This window comes from Streptomyces tardus, from assembly GCF_018101125.2.
Lineage (GTDB): Bacteria > Actinomycetota > Actinomycetes > Streptomycetales > Streptomycetaceae > Streptomyces > Streptomyces tardus.
Map to the genome: position 1 here is coordinate 132,392 of NZ_JAELVF020000004.1, position 25,243 is coordinate 157,634.

Consider the following 25,243-nt stretch of genomic DNA (forward strand, 5'->3'; position numbering starts at 1 on the left):
CCGGGGCCGCACGGCGCTGTCGGTGATGAGCCCGTGCGCCCACAGCACCACCTGTGCACGGCCCAGGCCGAGCGCTGCTGGAGCTCGTGCGTGACCAGCAGGAGGAGGGCGGGCGAAGCCTTCCCCGACGTCCGCGCTGTGCCCGCCTGCGCCCCGCCGTCCAGGCGCCGAGAGCCGGGAGGTCACGCCCACGACGTCTCCCGACGTCCTCGATTCGGCCGTTGAGCCGATGCCCGCCCTGTACGGGCTGTCTGCCGCCGCCCGCGCGGTCGAGGCGGCGGAGACGGTGCTCAAGAGAGGTGAACGCGGCTGCCAGCCGTGGGACGACAGCCTGGAAGCGGCGGCTCCCGGGCCCGGTTGACGACGTGACGCCGACTCCCGGCTGTGTTTCCTCAGTCGTTCGCCGGGCACGCGTCCGAGGACCGGCCGTGCAGGCAAGCCATATCTGGCGCAGTTGCGTTGGAGAACGGAGGTTCAACGTGTTGAAGGCAATCGCAGATGTTCTCCGGTCCATCGGAGGGGCGATCGCCACGGTCGTCACGCTGCCGTTCCGGGCGGTGGCCCGCCTGTTCAGCGGGGCCTCCAGCTCCGCCCGCGGACGCCACTGACCTGAGAGCGCGAGGAACCGTTGTCACTGGGCACACGGTTCCCTTCCACTGCAGGAAGGCCCCTTGACATCACCGAAATTCCCCTCACCCGTGCTGCGGGTGAGGGGAATTCGTCGGCCGCAGCACCTTTGCGCGAGCCCAGCCCCGGAGACGCCTCCGCACCCCGCGCTCTGACCTGCTGCAACAGCAGGTCGGACGGGGCGCGGCGGTGCTCGCAGCTCAGATGTCCCGGAAGATCTCGATCTGGGCGCCCACGGAGTTGAGGCGCTCGGCGAGCTCCTCGTAGCCGCGGTTGATGACGTAGACGTTGCGCAGCACGGAGGTGCCCTCGGCGCCCATCATCGCCAGCAGTACGACCACGGCGGGACGCAGTGCGGGCGGGCACATCATCTCGGCGGCGCGCCAGCGCGTCGGGCCCTCCACCAGTACGCGGTGGGGGTCGAGCAACTGGAGCCTGCCGCCGAGGCGGTTGAGGTCGGTGAGGTAGATGGCGCGGTTGTCGTAGACCCAGTCGTGGATCAGCGTCGAACCGTGCGCCGAGGCCGCGATGGCGGCGAAGAACGGCACGTTGTCGATGTTGAGCCCGGGGAACGGCAACGGGTGGATCTTGTCGATCGGCGCCTCCAGTTTGGAGGGCCGCACGGTCAGGTCCACCAGCCGCGTACGGCCGTTGTCGGCGGGGTACTCGGCCGTGCGGTCGTGGTCCAGGCCCATGGCCTCCAGCACCGCGAGCTCCACCTCCAGGAACTCCACCGGGACGCGGCGCACGGTCAGTTCGGACTCGGTGACCACGGCGGCGGTCAGCAGGCTCATCGCCTCGACCGGGTCCTCGGAGGGGGAGTAGTCGACGTCCACGTCGATCTGGGCGCGGCCGTGCACGGTCAGGGTCGTGGAGCCGACGCCCTCGACCCGGACGCCCAGCTCCTCCAGGAAGAAGCACAGGTCCTGGACCATGTAGTTGGAGGAGGCGTTGCGGATGATCGTCACGCCCTCGCTCCTGGCCGCCGCCAGCAGGGCGTTCTCGGTGACGGTGTCGCCGCGCTCGGTCAGGACGATCGGGCGGTCCGGTTTGACTGAGCGGTCCACCACGGCGTGGTACATCCCGTCGGTCGCGGTGACCTCCAGGCCGAAGCGGCGCAGCGCCTGCATGTGCGGCTCGACGGTGCGGGTGCCCAGATCGCAGCCGCCGGCGTAGGGGATGCGGAAGCGGTCGACGCGGTGCAGCAGCGGACCCATGAACATGATGATCGAGCGGGTTCGGCGTGCGGCGTCCGCGTCCATGCCGGCCAGGTCGACCTCGGCGGGTGGGAGGATCTCCAGGTCTGCGCCGTCGTTGATCCAACGGGTGCGCACGCCGATGGAGTTGAGCACCTCCAGAAGTCGGTAGACCTCCTCGATCCGGGCGGCGCGGCGCAGCACGGTGCGCCCCTTGTTCAGCAGGGAGGCGCACAGCAGGGCGACGCAGGCGTTCTTGCTCGTCTTGACGTCGATCGAGCCGGACAGCCGCCTGCGCCCCACGACCCTCAGGTGCATCGGGCCGGAGTAGCCCAGAGAGACGATCTCGCTGTCGAGGGCTTCACCGATTCGGGCGATCATCTCAAGGCTGATGTTTTGATTGCCGCGTTCGATGCGATTCACCGCGCTCTGGCTGGTGTTCAACGCTTCCGCGAGATGGCTCTGTGTCCAACCCCGGTGCTGGCGGGCATCCCTGATGAGTCGTCCGATACGTGCCAGGTAGTCATCGCTCATGCGTGCGACTTTATCTCAGATATGAGATGACGACGACTCGAGCACGGCCGTACGGGGGATGAGTCGCCCCTCTGGCTGCACCTTTACTGTGCGTCTATTGTTCTAGTAGAGTACGAACAACTAACGGGGAGGTGCACCATGGATCACGACACTCGGCTGCGGCGCGCGGCCGTGCTCGTGCTGCCCTATGCGGCCATCGCGCTCGTGTACGGCACGCTGTTCGCGATGTGGAGCGGGAGGCTGCCCGAGGAGGTGGCCATCCATTTCAGCGGCTTGACGGCCGACGGGTACAGCTCGCAGGCGGGGATGGTCTGGCCGGCCCTGGGTGTCCTGCTGGGAATGGGGGCGCTGTTCGGTGCGGCGCAGTACTTCGGTCGCATGCCGCTGGAGGCCCGGCGTCTGATCTATCCGGTGTCCTACGGCTGTGCGGCACTCATGGGCTATCTGTTCATCGGCACCTTCATGCTCCAGCTCGACCTGGAGAGCGCCCGCGGGGTTGCGCTGTCGGGTCGGCACATGCTGGCCGGTTCGGTGGTGGTCCTGCTCTCCGGTTACATCGGTTTCCGTCTCGCGGCCCTCGGGCCGCAGGATCCCGCGCCCGAGCCCGGCGGGGCGGGGGTCGCGCCGCGGCTGCCGATGAGCCCCGGCCAGCAGGCGAGTTGGACACGCGCGGTCGGCACCACGGGCCTCGGGCTGCTGGTCGTCGGCTCGGTGCTGCTCGCTGCTGTGCTGGCCGCTGCGCTCGGTGCCTGGATGGCCGCGCTGCCCTCGCTGCTGTTCGGGCTGGTGCCGCTGGCCTTCCTGTCGGTGCGGGTCACCGTCGACCGGCGGGGTGTGCGCATCGGCTCCGGGCTGCTGGCGCGGTTCGGGAAGACAATCCCGCTGGAGCGGATCGCGGGCGCGCGCAGTCAGCAGATCTCGCCGATGAAGGACTTCCAGGGCTGGGGTTACCGGGTCCGGCCGGGGCGAAGCGGCCTGGTCACGCGGACGGGGGAGGCGCTCACCGTGGAGCTGGTGGGCGGCCGGGAGTTCGTGGTCACGGTCGACGATTCGAAGACCGCGGCCGCACTGCTCAACACACTCGTCGACGGCAAGTAACCGGACGTCGAGGAGTATCGGACAATACCGACGTGCTCTTCCGAATCGATCCCTCCGCGACGCAGCCGCTCAGCGACCAGATCGCCTCCTGTGTGCGCGGAGCCATCGCCGACGGCGGCGTCGCGCGAGGTGAACGGCTCCCCGCGGCCAGGGAGTTGGCCGAATCGCTCGGCGTCAACATGCACACCGTGCTGCGCGGCTACCAGCGGCTGCGTGAAGAAGGGTTGATCGAGCTGCGCCGGGGGCGGGGTGCGGTTGTCAGCGGTGGGACCGACCCGGCGGCCCAGGCCCATCTGGTACGTACCGTGCAGCAACTGGTCGAGGAGGCAAGGGTGTTGGGCCTGAGCGACCAGCAGGTCCTGGACCTCGTCCGCACCGGACTTGCGCACTGAGCCGCCCGCCGCGGGCTCGGGGCCCGAGTGCGCAGCCGGGGGTCATGCGTCGATCCCGGGCTGTGCGCCGACAGGTGTACCGGCGCGTCCGGCCGGGGCGCGCGCTCGCCCGGCCGCGACGGCTGGCGTGCGTGCTGGCGTGCGTGTTGGCGTGCGTGTCGGCGGACGCGCCGGCGAGCCGGTCGCGTTGCGGCGTGAGTTGGGTGCACACGCGCGACGCCCCGCGGGTGGGCGATGCGCATGATCCGCGGGGGTGCGGCATGACCATGGGGCGGCGATGTACTAGAATTATCTCGACATCGAGATAACTGCCGGAGGGCGTACCGCCGCCACGATTACTAAGGTGACCCTAACTTAGGTGCACCTTAACGCAAGAGCAAGGTCCTGTGACGGCAGGATCGTGGCAGTACGCGCGAATCATGCACTGAAGGAGACTGTCGTGTCGGCGAACAGCTTCGACGCTCGTAGCACACTGCAGGTGGGCGACGACTCGTACGAGATCTTCAAGCTGGACAAGGTGGAGGGCGCCGCCCGGCTGCCGTACAGCCTCAAGGTCCTGTTGGAGAACCTGCTCCGCACCGAGGACGGCGCCAACATCACCGCCGACCACATCCGGGCCGTCGGCGGTTGGGACTCCCAGGCCCAGCCCAGCCACGAGATCCAGTTCACGCCGGCCCGCGTGATCATGCAGGACTTCACCGGTGTGCCCTGTGTCGTGGACCTGGCCACCATGCGCGAGGCCGTCAAGGAGCTGGGCGGCGACCCGGCCCGCATCAACCCGTTGGCGCCGGCCGAGCTGGTCATCGACCACTCCGTCATCGCGGACAAGTTCGGCACCCCCGAGGCGTTCGCGCAGAACGTCGAGCTGGAGTACGGCCGCAACCGCGAGCGCTACCAGTTCCTGCGCTGGGGCCAGACCGCCTTCGACGAGTTCAAGGTCGTCCCGCCGGGCACCGGCATCGTGCACCAGGTGAACATCGAGCACCTGGCCCGCACCGTGATGGTCCGCAACGGCCAGGCGTACCCGGACACCCTCGTCGGCACCGACTCCCACACCACCATGGTCAACGGCCTCGGTGTGCTCGGCTGGGGCGTCGGCGGCATCGAGGCCGAGGCCGCGATGCTCGGCCAGCCGGTCTCCATGCTGATCCCGCGCGTCGTCGGCTTCAAGCTGACCGGCCAGCTCAGCCCCGGCACCACCGCCACCGACCTGGTGCTCACCATCACCGAGATGCTGCGCAAGCACGGAGTGGTCGGCAAGTTCGTGGAGTTCTACGGCGAGGGCGTCGCCCAGACCTCGCTCGCCAACCGCGCCACCATCGGCAACATGTCGCCGGAGTTCGGTTCGACCGCCGCGGTCTTCCCGATCGACGACGAGACGATCAACTACCTGAGGCTCACCGGCCGCAGCCCCCAGCAGCTCGCGCTGGTGGAGGCGTACGCCAAGGAGCAGGGCCTGTGGCTGGACCCGAGCGCCGAGCCGGACTTCTCCGAGAAGCTGGAGCTCGACCTCGCCACGGTCGTCCCCTCCATCGCCGGCCCGAAGCGCCCGCAGGACCGCATCGTCCTCGCCAACGCCTCGCAGCAGTTCGCCCAGGACGTCCGCAACTACGTCTCGGACGACGAGGAGGCGGGCAAGGAGTCCTTCCCGGCCTCCGACTCGCCGGCCGCTCCGGGCGGTGTGCCCTCGCGGCCCACCGCGGTGACCGCGCCCGACGGTTCCAGCTACGAGATCGACCACGGCGCCGTCACCGTTGCCGCGATCACCTCGTGCACCAACACCTCCAACCCGTACGTCATGGTCGGCGCCGCGCTGGTCGCCAAGAAGGCCGTGGAGCGCGGGCTGACCCGCAAGCCGTGGGTCAAGACCACCCTCGCGCCGGGTTCGAAGGTCGTCACCGACTACTTCGACAAGGCCAACCTCACGCCGTACCTGGACAAGCTGGGCTTCAACCTGGTCGGCTACGGCTGCACCACCTGCATCGGCAACTCCGGGCCGCTGGACGAAGAGGTCTCCAAGGCCATCAACGAGAACGACCTGGCCGTCACCGCGGTGCTCTCCGGCAACCGCAACTTCGAGGGCCGGATCAACCCCGACGTCAAGATGAACTACCTGGCCTCCCCGCCGCTGGTCGTCGCCTACGCCATCGCGGGCTCCATGAAGGTGGACATCACCAGGGACCCGATCGGCACCGACACCGACGGCAAGCCGGTCTACCTCACCGACATCTGGCCCTCCGAGCAGGAGGTCAACGAGGTCGTGGCCTCGGCCATCGGTGAGGACATGTTCAACAAGTCCTACGAGGACGTCTTCGCGGGCGACGCCCAGTGGCAGGCGCTGCCGATCCCGACCGGCAACACCTTCGAGTGGGACGCCGAGTCCACCTACGTCCGCAAGCCCCCGTACTTCGAGGGCATGACGATGGAGCCGAGCCCGGTCGGTGACATCTCCGGCGCCCGGGTGCTCGCCAAGCTCGGCGACTCGGTCACCACCGACCACATCTCCCCGGCCGGTGCGATCAAGGCCGACACCCCTGCCGGCCAGTACCTGACCGAGCACGGTGTGACCCGTCGCGACTTCAACAGCTACGGCTCCCGCCGCGGCAACCACGAGGTCATGATCCGCGGCACCTTCGCCAACATCCGCCTGCGCAACCAGATCGCGCCGGGCACCGAGGGCGGCTACACCCGCGACTTCACCGTCGACGGTGCGCCGGTCGCCTTCATCTACGACGCCTCGCAGAACTACCAGGCCGCCGGCATCCCGCTGGTCGTCCTCGCGGGCAAGGAGTACGGTTCCGGCTCCTCGCGCGACTGGGCCGCCAAGGGCACCGCGCTGCTCGGCGTCAAGGCCGTGATCGCCGAGTCCTACGAGCGCATCCACCGCTCGAACCTGATCGGCATGGGCGTGCTGCCGCTCCAGTTCCCCGAGGGCGCCTCCGCGGAGTCGCTGGGCCTGACCGGCGAGGAGTCCTTCTCCTTCAGCGGCGTCACCGCGCTCAACGACGGCGGTATCCCGGAGACGGTGAAGGTCACCACGGACAGCGGCGTGGAGTTCGACGCCAAGGTCCGTATCGACACCCCGGGCGAGGCCGACTACTACCGCAACGGCGGCATCATGCAGTACGTGCTGCGCTCGCTGATCTCCAAGTAGGCGCCTTGCGGGGGCGGTTGTCGAGGCTTCCCCCGATAGCACAGCTCAGGGCCGTATTCCGCACTTCGCGGGATACGGCCCTGACTCGTCTCTCCGCAGGTCTCAACTCGGGAAAGATGCCCGCTCGAGTGCCCATTCGATCTTGCCCAGTACAGTCGAGTGGACTATACCTATCGGAACTCGGAACGCCGTGTGTGCCGAGCAGGCGGCCCCCGACGTAAACGATCCGAGCTTCAACCGACAGCGGTGTCGGACCCCTTCGCCATTTCTTGGCGCCGACGGGCGACCGCAGCACCGCCAGAGTCCTGTGAGAAGGCGAGGACTTGAGCATGGGAACCGAGGTCAACCGTCGCGACCTGATCAAGCGGTCAGCTGCCGCCGGTGCGCTCGCGCTGCCGGCGATGGGAGCGCTGTCGTCCTGTGCCACGGGCGGTGGCAACGACAGCGAGAAGGTCGAAAAGGGCGAGAAGAGCGCCAAGAACCCGCTTGAGGTCAATGAGAAGGCCGGTCTCTCGGTCGTCATCTTCAACGGCGGTTACGGCGACGAGTACGCCACCGACGCGCACAAGGTCTACGAGCGCAGCTTCGGCAAGGTCAAGCACGAGCGGACGCAGAAGATCCGCACCAGGATGCAGCCCCTGCTGGTGAAGGGGAATCCGCCGGACGTCATCAACAACTCCGGTGCGGAGCAGATGGACGTCGCGAGCCTCATCTCCAAGGACCAGGTCGCCGACCTGACTCCGCTCCTGGACGCTCCCTCGCTGGACGACCCGGACAAGAAGGTACGCGACACCCTGCTGCCGGGGACCATTGAGAAGGGCCAGTTCGGCGGCGAGGAGGTGTACCACTTCAACTACTCGTACACCGTCTACGGCACCTGGTACTCCAAGCCGGCGCTGGAGAAGCTCGAGGTCGAGTACCCCAAGACGTGGGACGAGATGCTCGCGGTCTGCGCCAAGGCCAAGAAGGAGGGGATCGCGGGCTGGACGTACGCCGGCAAGCACCCCTACTACTTCGCCTTCACGCTCTACCCGTTCATCGCCAAGATCGGCGGCCCCGACGTCATCAAGGCGATCGACAACCTGGAGCCGAACGCCTGGCGGCACGACGCCGTCAAGAAGGCGTTCGAGGCGTACCACGAGCTGTACGCCAAGGGCTACGTACTCAAGGGCACCCCGGGCATCGACCACATCCAGTCGCAGACCCAGTGGAACAAGGGCCGCGCGCTGTTCCTCCCGAACGGCTCCTGGGTGGAGAACGAGACGAAGAAGACCACGCCGAAGGAGTTCGGCATGGCCGTCGCCCCTTCGACCGGTCTCGACAAGTCCGACGCCATGCCCTTCGAGACGATCTGGGCCGAGGCCAGTGAGCCGTTCATGGTTCCGGCGCAGGCGAAGAACGTTCAGGGCGGCATGGAGTGGCTGCGGGTGATGCTCGGCAAGGAGTCCGCGCAGAACTTCACCAAGCTCGTCTCGGCGCTCACCTGCGTCAAGGGCGCGGCGGACGGGATGGACCTGATGCCGGGTCTGACCGCCGCCAACGGTATGCACAAGGCGGCCGGCGAGAACATCATCGTTCCGCGCCTGCCCGACTGGCACATCGAGCTGCACAAGGACCGTATCGGCGGCGCCATCGCCACCATGATGGCGGGCGACATCTCGCCGGCCGAGGCCGTGAAGCAGTGTCAGCAGCACGCCGACCGGGCGGCCAAGGCAGACGGTGCCGACAAGTACAAGCACGCCTGATTCCGCGCCGTTCGGCGCGTGAGGAATCGGACGGAAAAGTGATCCGCGCAGTGGTGAAGTGATGAAGCGGGGCGGCATGAAGAACGACGTCCGCACAGTGGACGAGAGGTCCACCGGCGGGACATCCGAGCGAAGTGGTGCAAAGGGCGGGGCACGCAGACCCGATCCTCTGCCGATCTCCCAGTGGCCGCTCTTCGCGAGCGCCTTCCTGCTCCCGCCCCGCTTCACGCCACCGCGGGTGAAGAACGACCGGCGCTACCGGAACCTCGACAAGTACCGGTTCGTCTTCTGGTTCCTGTCGATCCCGCTGGTGCTGTACGCGATCTTCGTCATCTCGCCGTTCTTCCAGGCGTTCTACTACTCCTTGACGGACTGGACCGGCTTCAGCTCGGACTTCTCCTTCGTCGGCCTGGACAACTACAGCCGGCTGATGGACGATCCGACGTTCTGGCAGTCGATGCGCAACAGCCTCTTCCTGCTGGTGGTGGCGCCGCTCGCGACCCTCGCCATGGGCCTGTTCTTCGCGTTCATGCTCCAGGCCGGCGGCCGGGGCAAGAAGAACGAAGCGGTCTCCGGCGTGACCGGGGCGAAGTTCTACAAGATCGTGTACTTCTTCCCCCAGGTCATCTCGGTGGCGATCATCGGCGTGGTCTGGGCGGCGATGTTCGACCCGATCACCGGCCCGCTCAACGAGGTTCTGCGGGTCGCCGGTCTCGACTCGCTGACCCAGAACTGGCTGGCCGACCCGAACATCGCGCTGTGGTGCGTGCTGTTCGTGCTGTGCTGGATGTTCGTGGGCTTCTACGTCGTGCTGTTCTCCGCCGCGATGGGCGCCATCCCCAAGGAGATCTACGAGGCGGCGCTGCTGGACGGCGCCCGCCGGCCCACGACGTTCTTCCGGGTGACGCTGCCGCTGATCCGCGACACCGTGCACACCGGCTGGATCTACATGGGCATCCAGGCGCTGGACGCGTTCGCCATCGTGCACATCATGACCATCAACAAGGGCGGCCCGGGCGACTCGACGCTCGTCACCCCGGTCTACCTGTACAAGAAGGCGTTCGACTCCGGCGAGGCCGGCTACGCCACTGCGATCGGGGTGCTGCTGCTCCTGGTCACGATGGCCTTCTCGGTCGTGATGATGCTGTTCAGCCGTCGCGAGCGGATCGAGTACTGATGAGCGGGGAGAAGCACACCATGGCGGCCACCGAGACGACCGAACCGGACACGCCTGAGCAGGCCGACGCGCAGGAAGCGCCGACCGCGGACCCGAAGGGGGCCGGGCGCGAGCAGCGCGGCCAGGAGCGCGAGGGCGGGGTGCTCAACGCCTTCTCCGGCGGCATCCTCGTCGTCTGGGCGATCATGGCTGCCGGCCCGCTGGTCTGGGTCATGGTCAACTCGCTGCGCGACTCCGGCGACATCCAGGGCAACCCGTTCGGCTGGCCCACGTCGCTGAGCCTGGAGAACTTCGTCAACGCCTGGTCCGAGGCGAACATCGGCCAGTACACCCTCAACTCGGTGCTGATCCTGGCCGGTTCGCTGCCCGGCACCATGCTGCTCGGCTCGATGGCGGCGTACGTGATCGCCCGCTACACCTTTCCGGGCAACAAGTTCGTCTATCTGCTGTTCGCCGGCGGAATGATGTTCCCGATCATCCTCGCGGTGGTCCCGCTCTTCTTCGTGCTGGACAACCTGGCGCTGCTGGACACCAGGCCCGGACTGATCCTGGTCTACATCGCCTACTCGCTGCCGTTCACCACGTTCTTCATGACCTCGTTCTTCCGCACCCTGCCCAGCGGTGTCGCCGAGGCCGCGACGATCGACGGCGCCTCGCACACCAGGACGTTCTTCCAGATCATGCTGCCGATGGCCAAGCCCGGCCTGATCAGCATCGGGATCTTCAACTTCCTGGGCCAGTGGAACCAGTACTTCCTGCCACTGGCGCTGAACGCCGAGGACCCCGATCGCGCGGTGCTCACCCAGGGACTGGCCGAACTCTCGGTCGCCCAGGGATACGAGGGGGACTGGGGCGCGCTGTTCGCCGGGCTCTCCATCGCCATGGTGCCGATCCTGGCCGTCTACATGATCTTCCAGCGCCAGGTCCAGCAGGGCCTGACCGCGGGCGCGGTCAAGTAGCGCCCGTACGGGCGTCGTACGGGCGTCTGGCGGTCAACAGTCGTACACAGGGCGGGCATTGAAGAGCCCGCGGACAACGGCGATGAGCGGCACTCCGGTGTCGCTCATCGCCTTTTCGACGTGCCCATCTGAGCGGCTGCGGTCTTCAAGGGGTTGACGGAGGGTACGCCGCCGGGGTCCCCTTGGAGTTCATGTGTTGGACACAGCCGTACCCAGCCGAGCTGGCGCGGCGGGCGGGTGGCCGGCGTGCCGCACGCCCAGGCGGGAGTGGAGCAGTAGTGGAGACACCGGGGTCGCAGTCCTCTCTGCACCGGGCCAACCTGGAGCGCGTCGTACGGGCCGTGCGGATGGCGGGCTCGCTCACCCAGGCGGAGATCGCGAGGTCGACGGGATTGTCGGCCGCGACCGTCTCCAACATCGTTCGTGAGTTGAAGGACAGCGGTACGGTCGACGTCACCCCGACCTCCGCCGGCGGCCGTCGGGCCCGCAGCGTCTCGCTGTCGGGCGACGCGGGCATCGTGGTGGGCATCGACTTCGGGCACGCCCATCTGCGGGTGGCGCTCGGCAACCTGGCGCACAAGGTGCTCGCCGAGCAGGCCGAACCCATCGACGTGGACGCCTCCGCCTCCCAGGGCTTCGACCGCGCCGAGCAGTTGGTCAAGGAGCTGCTGGATTCCGCGGGCATCGACCGCAGGAAGATCATCGGCGTCGGCCTCGGTGTGCCCGGACCGATCGACGTGGAGACCGGCACGCTCGGCTCCACTGCCATCCTCCCGGGCTGGGCGGGCACCAATCCCAGGGACGAGCTGGAGACCCGCCTGGGTACGCCGGTGCACGTGGACAACGACGCCAACCTCGGGGCGCTGGGGGAGCTGGTCTGGGGCAGCGGTCGCGGGGTCGCGGACCTGGCGTACATCAAGGTCGCCAGCGGCGTGGGCGCGGGACTGGTGATGGGCGGCCAGGTCTACCGGGGTCCCGGCGGCACCGCCGGGGAGATCGGCCACATCACGCTGGACGAGTCCGGCCCGGTCTGCCGCTGCGGCAACCGCGGCTGCCTGGAGACCTTCACCGCCGCGCGGTACGTGCTGCCGCTGCTCGCGCCGGGCTACGGCTCCGAGCTCACCATGCCCCAGGTCGTCACCCTGGCCAGGGACGGCGATCCGGGCTGCCAGCGGATGGTCGCGGACGTCGGCCGGCACGTCGGGCGGGGCGTGGCCAACCTCTGCAACCTGCTCAACCCCAGCCGGCTGGTGCTCGGCGGCGATCTCGCCGAAGCCGGCGACCTGGTACTGGACCCGGTGCGGGACTCGGTGGCGCGCTACGCGATCCCCAGCGCAGCCCGTCAGCTGTCCGTCGTGTCCGGGGCGCTCGGTTCGCGCGCCGAGGTGCTGGGCGCACTCGCACTGGTGCTGAACGAGATGGGCGACGCGCCCCTGCTCTCCGCACCGCCCGAGGTGGTGGCCGCCTCGCGCTGACCGGCCGACGAAGAACGCCTTCCACCCCGTACGGGCCGCTCCGAACGGCGCCGCCGCGAGCCCTCCCGTACGCCGCCACCCCGCCGGCCGGTCCGCGGGGCGGTTGTTGCTGCCCCGGGGCCCGCACCTGCCGACGCTCTCTGCGGCGAACTCCTCGCGCACTGCTGCGCGTTCACTCTGCATACGAATGGCATCGTTGCCATCTCGTTAAGGATTTACTTCTTGACGTCACCTTGGGGTGGGGGTTGACTTCACGCCACCTCGGCCGCAGGGACGCGGCCCTGTCAGGGAGGTAACCCACATGAACGCGACCGTGCGTCGTACCGCCGTCGCTCTGGCCGTCACCGCGCTCTCCGTGTCGCTCGCCGCGTGCGGCAGCGCCAAGGAAGCCGACGGAGGCAGCGACTCCGGCGAGAAGAAGAAGGACGGTCCGCTCAACATCGGGCTGCTGCTGCCCGAGGACCAGACCGCGCGCTACGAGAACTTCGATCGCCCGCTGATCGAGAAGAAGATCAAGGAACTCTGCGGCGACTGCAAGGTCACCTACGTCAACGCCAAGCAGGACGCCTCGGTCCAGCAGCAGCAGATGGACTCGATGATCACCAAGAAGGTCGACGTGATCATCCTGGACGCGGTGGACTCCAAGTCCATCGCCGGTTCGGTGAAGAAGGCCGACGGAGCGAACATCCCCGTCGTCGCCTACGACCGGCTCGCCGAGGGCCCGATCTCCGCCTACACCTCCTTCGACAACGAGGAGGTCGGCAAGGTCCAGGGCAACGCGCTGCTGGAGGAGCTGGGCGACAAGGCCGAGGACGGCCAGATCGTCATGATGAACGGCTCGCCCACCGACCCCAACGCGGGTTCGTACAAGAAGGGCGCCAAGTCCGTACTGGACGGCAAGGTCAAGATCGGCAAGTCCTACGACACCACCGAGTGGAAGCCGAGCGAGGCCAACAAGAACATGAACGGCGCCCTCGCGGCGATCGGCAAGGACAAGATCGTCGGCGTCTACTCCGCCAACGACGGCATGGCCGGCGGCATCATCACCGCGCTCAAGAGCGCGGGTTACGACAAGCTGCCGCCCGTCACCGGCCAGGACGCCGAGGTCGCCGCGGTCCAGCGGATCATCGCCGGCGAGCAGCACATGAGCGTCTACAAGCCGTACAAGCCCGAGGCCGACGCCGCCGCCGAGATGGCGATCGCGCTGGGCAGGGGCGAGGACGTCAAGGCGGAGACCACAGTGGACAGCCCGACCACCAAGGACGTGCCGGCCACCCTCATCAGCCCGATCTCGCTGACCGTCGACAACATCAACGAGACGGTCATCAAGGACGGCCTGTACAAGGTGAGCGACCTGTGCACCGCCAAGTACAAGTCCGCCTGCGACAAGGCCGGGATCAAGTAACGCCCGCCGGGCGGTGGGCGCCGCGGCCACGTGCCGCAACGGCCCCGCCGCCCGTCCGCGTTCCGCCTGTCCCGCCCGTCCTTCCCGTCCTGCCCGTCCCTCCCACTCCGCCCGGCCCCGGCTCGGTGCAGTCCCCGCTCTCCGAGCCGGGCCGGGCGGGCAAGCCCAGGTACGTCCCACGTGCGCCCCTTGCGTCCGCGCCCCGCGGACGGCGTACGTTCTCAAGGAGTTGATCCCATGTCCGCTACGCCAGTGCTGGCGTTGCGCGGAGTGTCGAAGCGATTCGGCGCGGTCCAGGCCCTCACCGATGTGGACCTGGAGGTGAACGCCGGCGAGGTCGTCGCTCTCGTCGGCGACAACGGTGCCGGCAAGTCCACGCTGGTGAAGGCGATCGCCGGCGTCGGGCCCGCCGACGAAGGCGAGCTGCTGTGGAAGGGCGGGGCCGTACAGGTCCAACGCCCCCACGACGCCCAGGACCTGGGCATCGCGACCGTCTACCAGGACCTCGCGCTCTGCGACAACCTCGACGTCGTCGGCAACCTCTTCCTCGGCCGCGAGATCCGCCGCGCCGGCGTGCTCGACGAGGTGGAGATGGAGCGCCGCAGCCGCGAGCTGCTGAACCAGCTCTCCATCCGCATCCCCAGCGTCCGCATCCCGGTCGCCTCGCTCTCCGGCGGTCAGCGGCAGACCGTCGCCATCGCCCGTTCCATGCTCGGCGAGCCCGGCCTGGTGATCCTCGACGAGCCCACCGCAGCGCTCGGCGTCGAGCAGACCGCCCAGGTCCTCGACCTCGTCGAGCGGCTCCGTGAGCGCGGTCTCGCCGTCATCCTCATCAGCCACAACATGGCCGATGTGAAGGCCGTCGCCAACCGGGTCGCGGTACTTCGACTCGGCCGCAACAACGGGGTGTTCGATGTGGCGACCACCTCCCAGGAAGAGATCATCTCCGCCATCACCGGCGCCACGGAAAACGCCGTGACCCGCCGTACGGCGCGTATCGCGGAGGACCAGAAGTGAGCACCGACGTGTCCAAGTCCCCCGAGCCGGAAGGCGGGGTCGGCAGCGGGCCCGCAGCCGAGCCGCCGGCAGCTGCCGCCGTCACCGCAGTCGACCCCCGGCTGCTCGTGCGCGAGCAGGGATTCCGCGGCTACGCGAACGAGTTCCTCCGCCGGATGCGCAGCGGTGAACTGGGCTCGGTGCCGGTCGTCGTCGGGCTGATCGTCATCTGGGCGATCTTCCAGTCACTGGACAGCAGCTTCCTGTCGGCGCAGAACCTCAGCAACCTCTCCATCTACATAGTCGGCACCGGCCTGATCTCGGTCGGCATCGTCTTCGTCCTGCTGCTGGGCGAGATCGACCTCTCGGTCGGCTCCGTCAGCGGACTCGCGGGCGCGGTCTTCGCCGTCATGGCGGTGAACAACGGGGCACCCGAGTGGCTCGCGCTGCTGGCGGCGCTCGCCACCGGCGCCGCCGCCGGAGCCGTGCACGGCTTCTTCTTCGCCAGGATCGGCGTACCCGCCTTCGTCGTCACCCTCGCCGGACTCCTGGCGTGGAACGGCCTGATGCTCCAGGTGCTGGACCGCAGCGGCACGATCAACCTCGACGACGAGGGCCTGGTCGCCAAGCTCACCAGCCACTACTTCGACGATGTCGCCGCCGCCTACGGTCTCGCTGCGGTCGCTGTGCTGGTCTTCGGCCTGGCGCAGTACCTGGACGCCAGGCGCCGCGACGCTGCCGGAGTGCCCTCGCGTCCGATGGTCGAGATCGCCGTGCGCACCGGGGTGTTGGCGGTCTTCGCCTTCGCCGCGGCGTACATGCTCAACCAGTACCGCGGCCTGCCGCTGGCGCTGCTGATCTTCCTGGTGGTGCTGGTCGTCTTCGACTTCGTGCTGCGCCGCACCACCTACGGGCGGAAGGTGTTCGCCCTCGGCGGCAACACCGAGGCGGCACGTCGTGCGGGCATCAACGTGGTGGCGATACGCATCTCCGTGTTCTCCCTCGCCGGCACCATGGCGGCGTTCGGCGGACTGATGATCGCCTCCCGCATCGCCGCCGCCAACCAGGGCGCCGGCTCCGGCAACCTGCTGATGGAGGCCATCGCCGCCGCGGTCATCGGCGGCACCAGCCTCTTCGGCGGGCGCGGCAAGGTCTGGTCGGCTCTGCTCGGCATGCTGGTGATCGGTTCGATCGCCAGCGGCCTCGCGCTGCTCGGCAGCCCGGCGCACGTCCAGTACATGATCACCGGTGGCGTGCTGCTCGCCGCGGTCGTGATCGACTCGGTCTCCCGGCGCACCCAAAAGACCGCCGGCCGCACCTGAGCCGAAATCCCGTTCCGCACCCGCCTTTCGGCGTCCTCCCGCGGTCGCGCACCTTCTCGGTGCGTGACCGCGGGAGTTGCTTCTGGTGACCTGTCTGACAGTGCTGAGTACACCCGCACGCCCATGCGCGCGCCCCGCGGACATTAGACTTCCCGGATCGGTTGAATCCGAGCCGGTGTGATCAAGCGAGGAGGCTCAGTGCCAAAGGTGCCGCGTGACGTGAGTCGAGCCGAGACTGTAACGGACGGGCCCAACAGACTGTTGGCGCGGATCACGGAGCCCCGTGATCTGGACAGACTGAGCAACGAGGAGCTGAACCGGCTCGCCGGCGAGATCAGAGAGTTTCTCATCGAGTCGGTCTCCAAGACCGGCGGACACCTCGGGCCCAATCTCGGGGTCGTGGAACTGACCATCGCGCTCCACCGGGTCTTCGACTCCCCGCGCGACAAGGTGCTCTTCGACACCGGGCACCAGTCCTACGTCCACAAACTGCTCACCGGACGCCAGGACTTCAGCCGGCTGCGCAAGAAGGACGGCCTGTCGGGCTATCCTTCGCGCGCCGAGTCGCCGCACGACTTCATCGAGAACAGCCACGCCTCGACGGTGCTCGGCTGGGCCGACGGCATCGCCAAGGCGCACCAGGTCCGTGGCCTGGACGACCACGTCGTGGCCGTCATCGGCGACGGCGCGCTCACCGGAGGCATGGCCTGGGAGGCGCTGAACAACATCGCCGCCGCCAAGGACCGTCCGCTGGTCATCGTCGTCAACGACAACGAGCGCTCCTACGGCCCGACCATCGGCGGCCTCGCCAACCACCTGGCCACCCTGCGCACCACCGACGGCTACGAGCGCTTCCTCGCCCGCGGCAAGGAGATGCTCAGCCGCACCCCGGTCGTGGGCAAGCCGCTCTACGAGACGCTGCACGGTGCGAAGAAGGGCCTCAAGGACCTCGTCGCCCCGCAGGGCCTCTTCGAGGACCTGGGCCTGAAGTACGTCGGCCCCATCGACGGTCACGACATCGCCGCGGTGGAGTCCGCGCTCCAGCGCGCCCGTCGCTTCGGCGGGCCGGTGATCGTCCACTGCCTCACGGAGAAGGGCCGCGGCTACCGTCCCGCCCGGCAGGACGAGGCCGACCAGTTCCACGCCGTCGGCGTCATCCACCCCGACAGCGGGCTGCCGGTCTCCACCTCCTCCGCCCCCGACTGGACCTCCGTCTTCTCCGACGAGATGGTCCACCTCGGCCGCGAGCGCAAGGACATCGTCGCCATCACGGCCGCCATGCTGCGGCCGGTCGGACTGCACGACTTCGCCGAGGCCTTCCCGGACCGCGTGTACGACGTCGGCATCGCCGAGCAGCACGGCGCGGTCTCCGCGGCCGGCCTGGCGACCGGCGGGGTGCACCCGGTCTTCGCGGTCTACGCGACGTTCCTCAACCGCGCCTTCGACCAGGTCCTGATGGACGTGGCGCTGCACCGCTGCGGTGTCACCTTCGTACTGGACCGGGCCGGTGTCACCGGCACCGACGGCGCCTCGCACAACGGCATGTGGGACATGTCTATCCTCCAGGTCGTTCCCGGCCTGCGGCTGGCCGCGCCGCGCGACGCCGCGCAGCTCCGGCTCCAGCTGCGCGAGGCCGTCACCGTCGAGGACGCGCCCACCGTGGTGCGCTACTCCAAGGGCGCCGTCGGTCCCGCCGTACCGGCTGTCGGCACGGTGGGCGGGATGGACGTGCTGCGTGATCCGGGCACCGAGAGCCCGGACGTCCTGGTCGTCTCCGTCGGGGCGCTGGCACCGATGTGTCTGGAGCTCGCCGAACTGCTGGAGCGCGAGGGCATCAGCTCCACGGTGGTCGACCCGCGCTGGGTCAAGCCGGTCGACGAGGCGCTGCCGCCGCTCGCCGCCCAGCACCGGGTGGTCGTCACCGTCGAGGACAACAGCCGCGCGGGCGGCGTCGGCAGCTCCGTCTCGCAGGCTCTGCGGGACGCCGGGGTCGACCTGCCCTTCCGCGACTACGGCATTCCGCCGCGCTTCCTCGACCACGCCTCGCGGGACCAGGTGCTGGCCGAGATCGGGCTGACCGCTCCGGACCTGGCACGGCGCATCACCGGTCTGGTGCGCCGGGAGGACGACGGCTTCGCCCCCGCCGGGGCGGGCGAGCAGAGCATCAGCGACTGAGCCGGCCGCCGGGCGGGCCTCTTCCCAGCGCGGGGAGGGGTCCGCCCGGCGCCGTGCGAACCGGTACGGAGTGGCCGGTGCCGCGGTGCCTTCGCCGACGCTGCCCCGCGCGCCCGCGAACTCCGTCGACGATGATCCGGATTGTCGCTCCCCGCGACGAATGTCCCAGGTCGCGGCCCGAACGAGGTCGCTTGCGCACGTGCGCACCGCCCCGGATAGATTGGAACCATGCCGACCGCCGAGCCATCGGGCAGCATCTCCGCCGAGGCCACTGCCCCCGCCGATCCGGCGGTCGAGCGGCCGGTGCGCCCGGGCCGGAGCGTTGCCGAGCGGGCGCGCAGCGTGGGCGATTCGGCCCTCGGCGTTCTGCGCACCCAGTTCACCCGCTGGGACTCGCGCCGGTACTGGCTGCGGCTGCTGCCGGTGGTGCTGCTGCTCACCGCCCTGACCCGGCTGCCCTCCTTCTTCCAGCCCATCTGGAACCCGGACGAGGGCTTCCTCGCCACCCAGGCCAGGATGCTGGCCGCGGGCGGAGTGATGTACGAGACGGTGGTGGACCGCAAACCGCCACTGGCTCCGCTGCTCTACCGGGGCGCGTTCGCGCTCTTCGGCGACCAGTCGCTGTGGCCGCTGAGGGTGCTCGCGGTCCTCGCGGTCGCCGCCACCGCGCTCCTGGTCGCCTCGATCGCACGGCGGCGCTGGGGCAACCGGGCCGGCGCCACCGCGGCGGTGCTGTGCGTACTCGCCTCGGTGGGACTGAACCCGGAGGACGCCCAGGCCGCGAACTTCGAGATCTTCATGCTGCCCTTCACCGCCGCCGCGATGTGGTGTGCGGACCGGGGCCGGTGGACCTCGGCGGGGGTGGCGGTGGCCGGCGCGTTCCTGGTCAAGCAGACCGGTGGCGCGGTGCTGATCCCCGTGCTCTTCCTGCTTTGGCGGGGCACCCCGCGCGGTGGGGCCCGGCATCGCGCACTGCTGACCGTCTTCGCCGGCTTCGCCGTTCCGCTGGTGGCCACCGGGCTGCTCCTGGGCGTGCGGCAGAGCCTGTTCTGGACGGTGACGGGATCCGGCTCGTACGCCTCGTTCACCGGCTCCGAGCTGCACGTGCTCGGTCGCGGCCTGGTCAACACGCTGATCTTCACGGTCGGTTGCCTCGGCCTGGTGATTCCGCTGGTCACGGTCGTACGGCGGAAGCTGGCGCACCGCAGCGTGCTCACCCCGGACCTGTGGGTGTGGCTCGGCGCCTCCGGGCTCGCGGTCGTCACCGGCTTCCACTTCTTCGGCCACTACTACCTTCAACTGCTGCCGCCGCTCGCGCTGCTGGGAGCGGGCGCGCTCCAGCTGCTGGCCGTCGACTGGCTGCGTCTGGCGGTGACCTGCTCCGCGGTCACCGCCACGGTCTTCGTCGGCTGGGCCGCGAACACCACCCACCCCGGCGTCGAGCACTCCCAGCGCCTGGCGAAGGCCGTGCAGACCCGTACCGAGCCCGGAGACCGGGTGCTGTTCTGGGGCATGCACCCCGAGCACTACTGGCTTGCCGACCGACCGCCCGCCTCCCGCTACCTCACCGCCGGACTGCTGACCAACTTCAGCGGCGGCCGGGACGGCCCGACGGTGGGGGAGCGGTACGGCATGGACGGTTCCTGGCCCACGCTCCTGGCCGAGATGCGGGAGGACCCGCCGCGGGTCATCGTGGACGACTCGCGAGGCCAGCCGTACGAGCCCGCCCGCATGCCCCGGCTCAAGCGCATCCTCGCCGGGGAGTACGAGCGCATGGCGGTGGTGAGCGGTGCGGTGGTCTACGTCCGCACCGATGTCGAGGACCGCACCGACGCCGAGGACCGCAGCGAAGGTCGGGCGGATCCTGCGGAGCGCGCCGACCGCGAGGAGCCGCGGGAGCCCGCCGGGCGGCCCGAGTCCGCCGAACGCGGACTCGCCCCACCGCGCTGAGGCGCCCCGCTCAACTGGCCCGTCGGACGGTCAGCCCTCCCGCACGGCACGCGGCCCTGCGGTCTCCGCCCCCAATTCCCGTACGCGATCGCGCAGTTCGCGATCGGCGGTGACGACCAGCACGGCCCGCCCCGGCCCCGTCGCGGCCACCAGCTCGACGATCCGGTCGTCACCGCTGCCTGCCGCGGCCACCACCCGAACCGCCGCCGTCGATGCCACTCTGCGGGCGGCGCCCTCCACCACCAGCACCAGCTCCACCGGCGGCCCGAACCCCGCCACGCCCGGCGCCGCACGATCGGCCAGGGTGTCGCGCAACCGCTCGGTCGCCCCGTGCCGGTCGCGCCACCAGCCGTCCGGCACCGAACCGACGACGTTCGCCGCGTCCACCAGCACCAGGGGCGGCGGACCGTGCTCCCCGCTCACGGCTCCCTCCCCGCCCGCCGGGCTCAGCGGTCGCCCGCCGCCCGCGGGTGGCTCAGCAACCAGCCCGCCCAGGCCGACTCGACCATGGACCGTACGTCGTGACGGGCCTTCCAGCCGAGCTCGGCCGCGATCCGCTCGGCGGAGGCGACCACCTTCGGCGGGTCGCCCGCGCGCCGCTCCGTCACGTCGATCGCCAGGTCGGGGCGGCCGGTGACCTCCGCGACGAGGTCGACCATCTCGCGCACCGAAACACCCTCGCCACGACCGATGTTGACGGTCAGATCGCGCGAAGTACCTTCGCGGGCCCACTCGGTGAGGCGGCGCGCCGCGGCCAGATGCGCGTCGGCGAGGTCCTCGACGTGGATGTAGTCGCGTACGCAGGTTCCGTCGGGTGTGGGGTAGTCGGCCCCGAAGATCCGGGCCGGTTCGCCGTCGGTCAGCCTCTCGAAGACCATCGGGACCAGGTTGAACACACCGGTGTCCGAGAGCTCCGGGGACGCCGCCCCGGCGACGTTGAAGTACCGCAGACAGGCGGTGGACATCCCGTGGGCCCGGCCCACCGCGCGCACCAGCCACTCGCCCGCGAGCTTCGTCTCGCCGTACGGGCTCATCGGCACGCACGGGGTGTTCTCGGTGACCAGGTCGACCTCGGGGGAGCCGTAGACGGCGGCGGAGGAGGAGAACACGAACTCCCGCACCCCGGCGGCCACCGCGGCCTCCAGCAGGGTGCGCAGTCCACCGACGTTCTCGTCGTAGTAGCGGAGCGGCTGCTCGACCGACTCGCCGACCTGCTTCTTCGCCGCCAGGTGGACGACGCCGCGGATGTCGTGCTCGGCGAACACCCGTGCCAGCGCCGCTCGTTCGAGAGTGGAACCGTGCACGAACGGCACCTCGGCCGGCACCCGCTCCCGTACGCCGCTGGAGAGGTCGTCCAGCACGACGACCGGCTCGCCCGCCTGTGCCATCGCCCGGACCACATGTGCGCCGATGTAGCCGGCGCCGCCCGTAATGAGGTAGGTCATCCCGGCAGTGTAGCCAGCGGGGCCCCGGTCCCGGCGGCCCGGTGACGAGCGCGGGGCGGGCCGCCGCGGGGCCGCCGCGCGGTGCGCCGAGCCCCGGCACGCCCGCGGGCCCCGCCCGTACCGGAGGGTACGAACGAGGCCCGCGGTTCGGTCCCGACCCGCCCCGCAGGGCCGGTGGGAGCAGCGCCCTACGCCGGGACGCTGGCGACGCCCGGTGCGTGGAACTTCCGGCCCCGCACCCGCTCGCTGACGCCCGCGCGGTCCAGGTACGGCGTGATGCCGCCCAGGTGGAACGGCCAGCCGGCGCCGGTGATGAGGCACAGGTCGATGTCCTGCGGCTCGGCCACGACGCCCTCGTCGAGCATCAGGAAGATCTCTTCGGCGATGGCGTCCAGCGCGCGGTCGCGCACCTGCTCCTCGGTCAGGACGGTGTCGCCGACCTGGAAGAGCTCCGCGACCTCGGCGTCGAGCTCCGGCGCGCCGGAGTCGTAGCGGTAGAGGTTGCGCTTGCCGGCCTCGACCACGCGGCCGAGGTTCTCCGAGACGCCGAAGCGCTCGGGGAAGGCGGCGTTGAGGGTGCCGGCGACGTGGTGCGCGACGGCCGGGCCGACCAGGTCGAGCAGCACGACCGGAGACATCGGCAGGCCCAGCGGTGCCAGTGCGCGGTCCGCGACCTCCACCGGGGTGCCCTCGTCGATGGCGCCGAGGACCGAGCCCATGAAGCGGGTGAGGATGCGGTTGACCACGAACGCGGGGGCGTCCTTGACCAGCACCGAGGTCTTGCGGAGCTTGCGGGCGACGGCGAACGCCGTGGCCAGCGAGGCGTCGTCGGTCTTCTCGGCCCGGATGATCTCCAGCAGCGGGAGGATCGCGACCGGGTTGAAGAAGTGGAAGCCCACGACCCGCTCGGGGTTCTTCAGCTGCGAGGCCATCTCGGTGATCGAGAGCGAGGAGGTGTTGGTGGCCAGGATGGCGTGCTCGGGCACGACCGCCTCGACCTCGGCGAACACCTTCTGCTTGATGCCCATCTCCTCGAAGACGGCCTCGATCACGAAGTCCGCGTCGGCGAAGGCGGTGGCCTTGTCCAACGAACCGGTGACCAGCGCCTTCAGACGGTTGGAACCGTCCTGGTTGACGCGGCCCTTGAGGTGCAGCTTGTCGATCTCCTCGTGGACGTAGCCCACGCCCTTGTCGACCCGCTCCTGGTCGATGTCGGTCAGCACGACCGGCACCTCGAGACGGCGGGCGAAGAGCAGCGCGAGCTGCGAGGCCATCAGACCGGCGCCGACGATCCCGACCTTGGAGACCGGCCGGGCCAGGTTCTTGTCCGGCGCGCCCGCGGGCCGCTTGGCCCGCTTCTGCACCAGGTTGAACGAGTAGATGCCGCTGCGCAGTTCGCCGCCCATGATGAGGTCGGCCAGCGCCTTGTCCTCGGCGTCGAACCCGGCGCGCAGGTCGCCGTTCTTCGCCGCGGCGATGATGTCCAGGGCGCGGTAGGCGGCCGGGGCCGCGCCGTGCACCTTGCTGTCCGCGAAGGCCTTACCCTGCGCGACGGCGTTGTCCCACGCCTCGCCGCGGTCGATGTTCGCGCGCTCGACCTCGATGTCGCCCTTGAGGACGGAGGCCGTCCACTTCAGCGACTCCTCCAGGAAGTCCGCGCCCTCGAACAGCGCGTCGGCGATGCCGAGTTCGAAGACCTGCGGGCCCTTGAGCTGACGGTTCTGGTTGAGCGAGTTCTCGATGATGACCTTGACAGCGCTTTCCGGACCGATGAGGTTCGGCAGCAGCGCGCAGCCGCCCCAGCCCGGCACCAGACCGAGGAAGACCTCGGGCAGACCGAAGGCGGGAACGGCCTTGGAGACGGTGCGGTAGGTGCAGTGCAGCCCTACCTCGACACCGCCGCCCATCGCGGCACCGTTGTAGTACGCGAAGGTCGGTACGGCCAGCCCGGACAGGCGCTTGAAGACGTCGTGGCCGCCCTTGCCGATGGCCAGGGCCTCCTCGTGCTTCTTCAGCAGCTCGACGCCCTTGAGGTCGGCGCCCACGGCGAAGATGAACGGCTTGCCGGTAAGGCCGACGGCGACGATCTCACCGCTCGCGGCCTCCTTCTCCACCTGGTCGACGGCGGTGTTGAGGTTCGCCAGCGAGGCCGGACCGAAGGTGGTCGGCTTGGAGTGGTCGAAGCCGTTGTCCAGCGTGATCAGCGCGAACCGGCCGGCGCCCTGCGGGAGGTCGAGGTGGCGTACGTGCGCCTGGGTCACGACCTCGTCGGGGAAGAGCTCGGCCGCGCCCTTCAACAGCTCTGCGGTGGTGGTCACTTGCCTGCCCCTTCGAAGTGCGGGTTCTCCCAGATCACGGTGCCGCCCATGCCGAAGCCGACGCACATCGTCGTCAGGCCGTAGCGGACGTGCGGCTGCTCCTCGAACTGCCTGGCCAGCTGCGTCATCAGCCGGACACCGGAGGAGGCGAGCGGGTGGCCGTAGGCGATCGCGCCGCCGTACTGGTTCACACGCGGGTCGTCGTCGGCGATGCCGTAGTGGTCGAGCAGGGCCAGCACCTGGACGGCGAAGGCCTCGTTGACCTCGAAGAGGCCGATGTCGTCGATCGCCAGGCCTGCCTGGGCGAGGGCCTTCTCGGTGGAGGGGACCGGGCCGATGCCCATGACCTCGGGCTCCACACCGGCGAAGGCGTAGGAGACCAGGCGCATCCGGACCGGCAGCCCGAGCTCGCGGGCCACGTCCTCGGCGGCGATCAGCGAGGCGGTGGCGCCGTCGTTGAGGCCGGCGGCGTTGCCCGGGGTGACCCGGCCGTGTGCCCGGAAGGGGGTCTTGAGCCCGGCCAGGCTCTCCAGCGTGGTGCCCGGGCGCATCGGCTCGTCGGCGGTGGCGAGGCCCCAACCGGTCTCGCCACCCTCGGGGTTGGTGCGGCGGATCGACACCGGCACCAGGTCCTGCTGGATCGTGCCGTTGGCGTACGCCTTGGCCGCCTTCTCCTGGCTGGCCACCGCGTAGGCGTCGGCGCGCGCCTTGGTCAGGTGCGGGAAGCGGTCGTGCAGGTTCTCCGCCGTCATGCCCATGAACATGGCCGACTGGTCGACCAGCTTCTCGGAGACGAACCGGGGGTTGGGGTCCACGCCCTCGCCCATCGGGTGGCGGCCCATGTGCTCGACACCGCCGGCCACGACCACGTCGTAGGCACCGAAGGCGACCGAACCGGCGGTGGCGGTCACCGCGGTCATGGCGCCGGCGCACATGCGGTCGATGCTGAAGCCGGGAACGGTCTGCGGCAGCCCGGCGAGGATGCCCGCCGTACGCCCCAGGGTCAGGCCCTGGTCGCCGATCTGGGTGGTCGCCGCGAGCGCGACCTCGTCGATGCGCTCCGGCGGCAGGTCGGGGTTGCGACGCAGCAGCTCACGGATGCACTTGACGACCAGATCGTCGGCGCGGGTCTCGTGGTAGATGCCCTTGGGGCCCGCCTTGCCGAACGGGGTGCGGACGCCGTCGACAAAGACGACGTCCCTTGCGGTACGAGGCACGTTGGCTCTCCTCCTACAGAGTGCGGCCGGGGTTCCGGGGTTTCCGCCCGGGAGACTG

The 25,243-nt window shown here is 69.6% G+C and carries 19 protein-coding genes; 14 read left to right on the plus strand and 5 right to left on the minus strand.

Annotated elements, in window-relative coordinates; translation table 11 throughout:
- Nucleotides 1-229 precede the first annotated feature (229 nt).
- A complete protein-coding gene (locus JGS22_RS26885; protein WP_268980986.1) occupies nt 230-361 on the plus strand; it encodes a hypothetical protein in 132 nt (43 codons plus the stop codon).
- 118 nt (nt 362-479) lie between these two features.
- Nucleotides 480-608: an LPFR motif small protein gene (locus tag JGS22_RS26890; RefSeq protein WP_308405860.1), complete on the plus strand. Its 129-nt coding sequence runs from the start codon at nt 480-482 to the stop codon at nt 606-608.
- A gap of 219 nt (nt 609-827) precedes the next feature.
- Here JGS22_RS26890 and JGS22_RS23105 read toward each other — a convergent pair whose 3' ends face one another.
- Entirely contained in the window at nt 828-2,357 is a 1,530-nt protein-coding gene (locus JGS22_RS23105; RefSeq protein ID WP_211043389.1) for a UDP-N-acetylglucosamine 1-carboxyvinyltransferase, read from the minus strand.
- Nucleotides 2,358-2,495: 138 nt separating this feature from the next.
- On the opposite strand from JGS22_RS23105, the gene JGS22_RS23110 reads away from it, so the two are divergent.
- The 12 genes from JGS22_RS23110 to JGS22_RS23165 all read left to right on the plus strand — a co-directional run bounded on the left by JGS22_RS23110 (nt 2,496) and on the right by JGS22_RS23165 (nt 20,205).
- The gene (locus tag JGS22_RS23110) at nt 2,496-3,455 is read left to right on the plus strand and encodes an SdpI family protein (RefSeq protein ID WP_211043387.1); all 960 of its coding nucleotides are present in this window, start codon (nt 2,496-2,498) and stop codon (nt 3,453-3,455) included.
- Nucleotides 3,456-3,487: 32 nt separating this feature from the next.
- A complete protein-coding gene (locus tag JGS22_RS23115) occupies nt 3,488-3,847 on the plus strand; it encodes a GntR family transcriptional regulator (RefSeq protein ID WP_211043386.1) in 360 nt (119 codons plus the stop codon).
- 439 nt (nt 3,848-4,286) lie between these two features.
- Nucleotides 4,287-7,001, plus strand: coding sequence for an aconitate hydratase AcnA (gene acnA, locus JGS22_RS23120; RefSeq protein WP_211040897.1), 2,715 nt, complete (start codon nt 4,287-4,289; stop codon nt 6,999-7,001).
- A 329-nt stretch (nt 7,002-7,330) separates the two neighbouring features.
- Entirely contained in the window at nt 7,331-8,746 is a 1,416-nt protein-coding gene (ngcE, locus tag JGS22_RS23125; RefSeq protein ID WP_211040909.1) for an N-acetylglucosamine/diacetylchitobiose ABC transporter substrate-binding protein, read from the plus strand.
- A gap of 76 nt (nt 8,747-8,822) precedes the next feature.
- Nucleotides 8,823-9,923, plus strand: coding sequence for a carbohydrate ABC transporter permease (locus JGS22_RS23130; protein ID WP_211040898.1), 1,101 nt, complete (start codon nt 8,823-8,825; stop codon nt 9,921-9,923).
- 20 nt (nt 9,924-9,943) lie between these two features.
- On the plus strand, nt 9,944-10,882 hold the full coding sequence (locus tag JGS22_RS23135; protein WP_211040910.1) for a carbohydrate ABC transporter permease: 939 nt from the start codon (nt 9,944-9,946) through the stop codon (nt 10,880-10,882).
- A gap of 278 nt (nt 10,883-11,160) precedes the next feature.
- Nucleotides 11,161-12,357 (plus strand): ROK family transcriptional regulator, encoded by a 1,197-nt coding sequence (locus tag JGS22_RS23140; RefSeq protein ID WP_211040899.1) that lies wholly within the window; start codon nt 11,161-11,163, stop codon nt 12,355-12,357.
- A gap of 301 nt (nt 12,358-12,658) precedes the next feature.
- A complete protein-coding gene (locus JGS22_RS23145) occupies nt 12,659-13,762 on the plus strand; it encodes an ABC transporter substrate-binding protein (protein ID WP_211040900.1) in 1,104 nt (367 codons plus the stop codon).
- Between the two features lie 237 nt (nt 13,763-13,999).
- Entirely contained in the window at nt 14,000-14,779 is a 780-nt protein-coding gene (locus tag JGS22_RS23150; RefSeq protein WP_211040901.1) for an ATP-binding cassette domain-containing protein, read from the plus strand.
- Nucleotides 14,776-16,080: a sugar ABC transporter permease gene (locus JGS22_RS23155; RefSeq protein ID WP_211040902.1), complete on the plus strand. Its 1,305-nt coding sequence runs from the start codon at nt 14,776-14,778 to the stop codon at nt 16,078-16,080. The genes JGS22_RS23150 and JGS22_RS23155 overlap by 4 nt, the downstream gene beginning before the upstream one ends.
- Before the next feature lie 258 nt (nt 16,081-16,338).
- The gene (gene dxs / locus JGS22_RS23160) at nt 16,339-18,255 is read left to right on the plus strand and encodes a 1-deoxy-D-xylulose-5-phosphate synthase (RefSeq protein ID WP_211040911.1); all 1,917 of its coding nucleotides are present in this window, start codon (nt 16,339-16,341) and stop codon (nt 18,253-18,255) included.
- Between the two features lie 228 nt (nt 18,256-18,483).
- Nucleotides 18,484-20,205: an ArnT family glycosyltransferase gene (locus JGS22_RS23165; protein ID WP_211040903.1), complete on the plus strand. Its 1,722-nt coding sequence runs from the start codon at nt 18,484-18,486 to the stop codon at nt 20,203-20,205.
- A 30-nt stretch (nt 20,206-20,235) separates the two neighbouring features.
- On the opposite strand, the gene JGS22_RS23170 is transcribed toward JGS22_RS23165, so the two are convergent.
- The 4 genes from JGS22_RS23170 to JGS22_RS23185 form a co-directional block, all read right to left on the minus strand.
- The gene (locus JGS22_RS23170) at nt 20,236-20,628 is read right to left on the minus strand and encodes a PIN domain-containing protein (RefSeq protein ID WP_211040904.1); all 393 of its coding nucleotides are present in this window, start codon (nt 20,626-20,628) and stop codon (nt 20,236-20,238) included.
- A 23-nt stretch (nt 20,629-20,651) separates the two neighbouring features.
- Nucleotides 20,652-21,650, minus strand: a complete 999-nt coding sequence (gene galE / locus JGS22_RS23175) for a UDP-glucose 4-epimerase GalE (protein WP_211040905.1) — start codon at nt 21,648-21,650, stop codon at nt 20,652-20,654.
- Between the two features lie 188 nt (nt 21,651-21,838).
- Nucleotides 21,839-23,968 (minus strand): 3-hydroxyacyl-CoA dehydrogenase NAD-binding domain-containing protein, encoded by a 2,130-nt coding sequence (locus tag JGS22_RS23180; RefSeq protein ID WP_211040906.1) that lies wholly within the window; start codon nt 23,966-23,968, stop codon nt 21,839-21,841.
- A complete protein-coding gene (locus JGS22_RS23185) occupies nt 23,965-25,185 on the minus strand; it encodes a thiolase family protein (RefSeq protein ID WP_211040907.1) in 1,221 nt (406 codons plus the stop codon). The genes JGS22_RS23180 and JGS22_RS23185 overlap by 4 nt, the downstream gene beginning before the upstream one ends.
- Between the last annotated feature and the right edge of the window lie 58 nt (nt 25,186-25,243).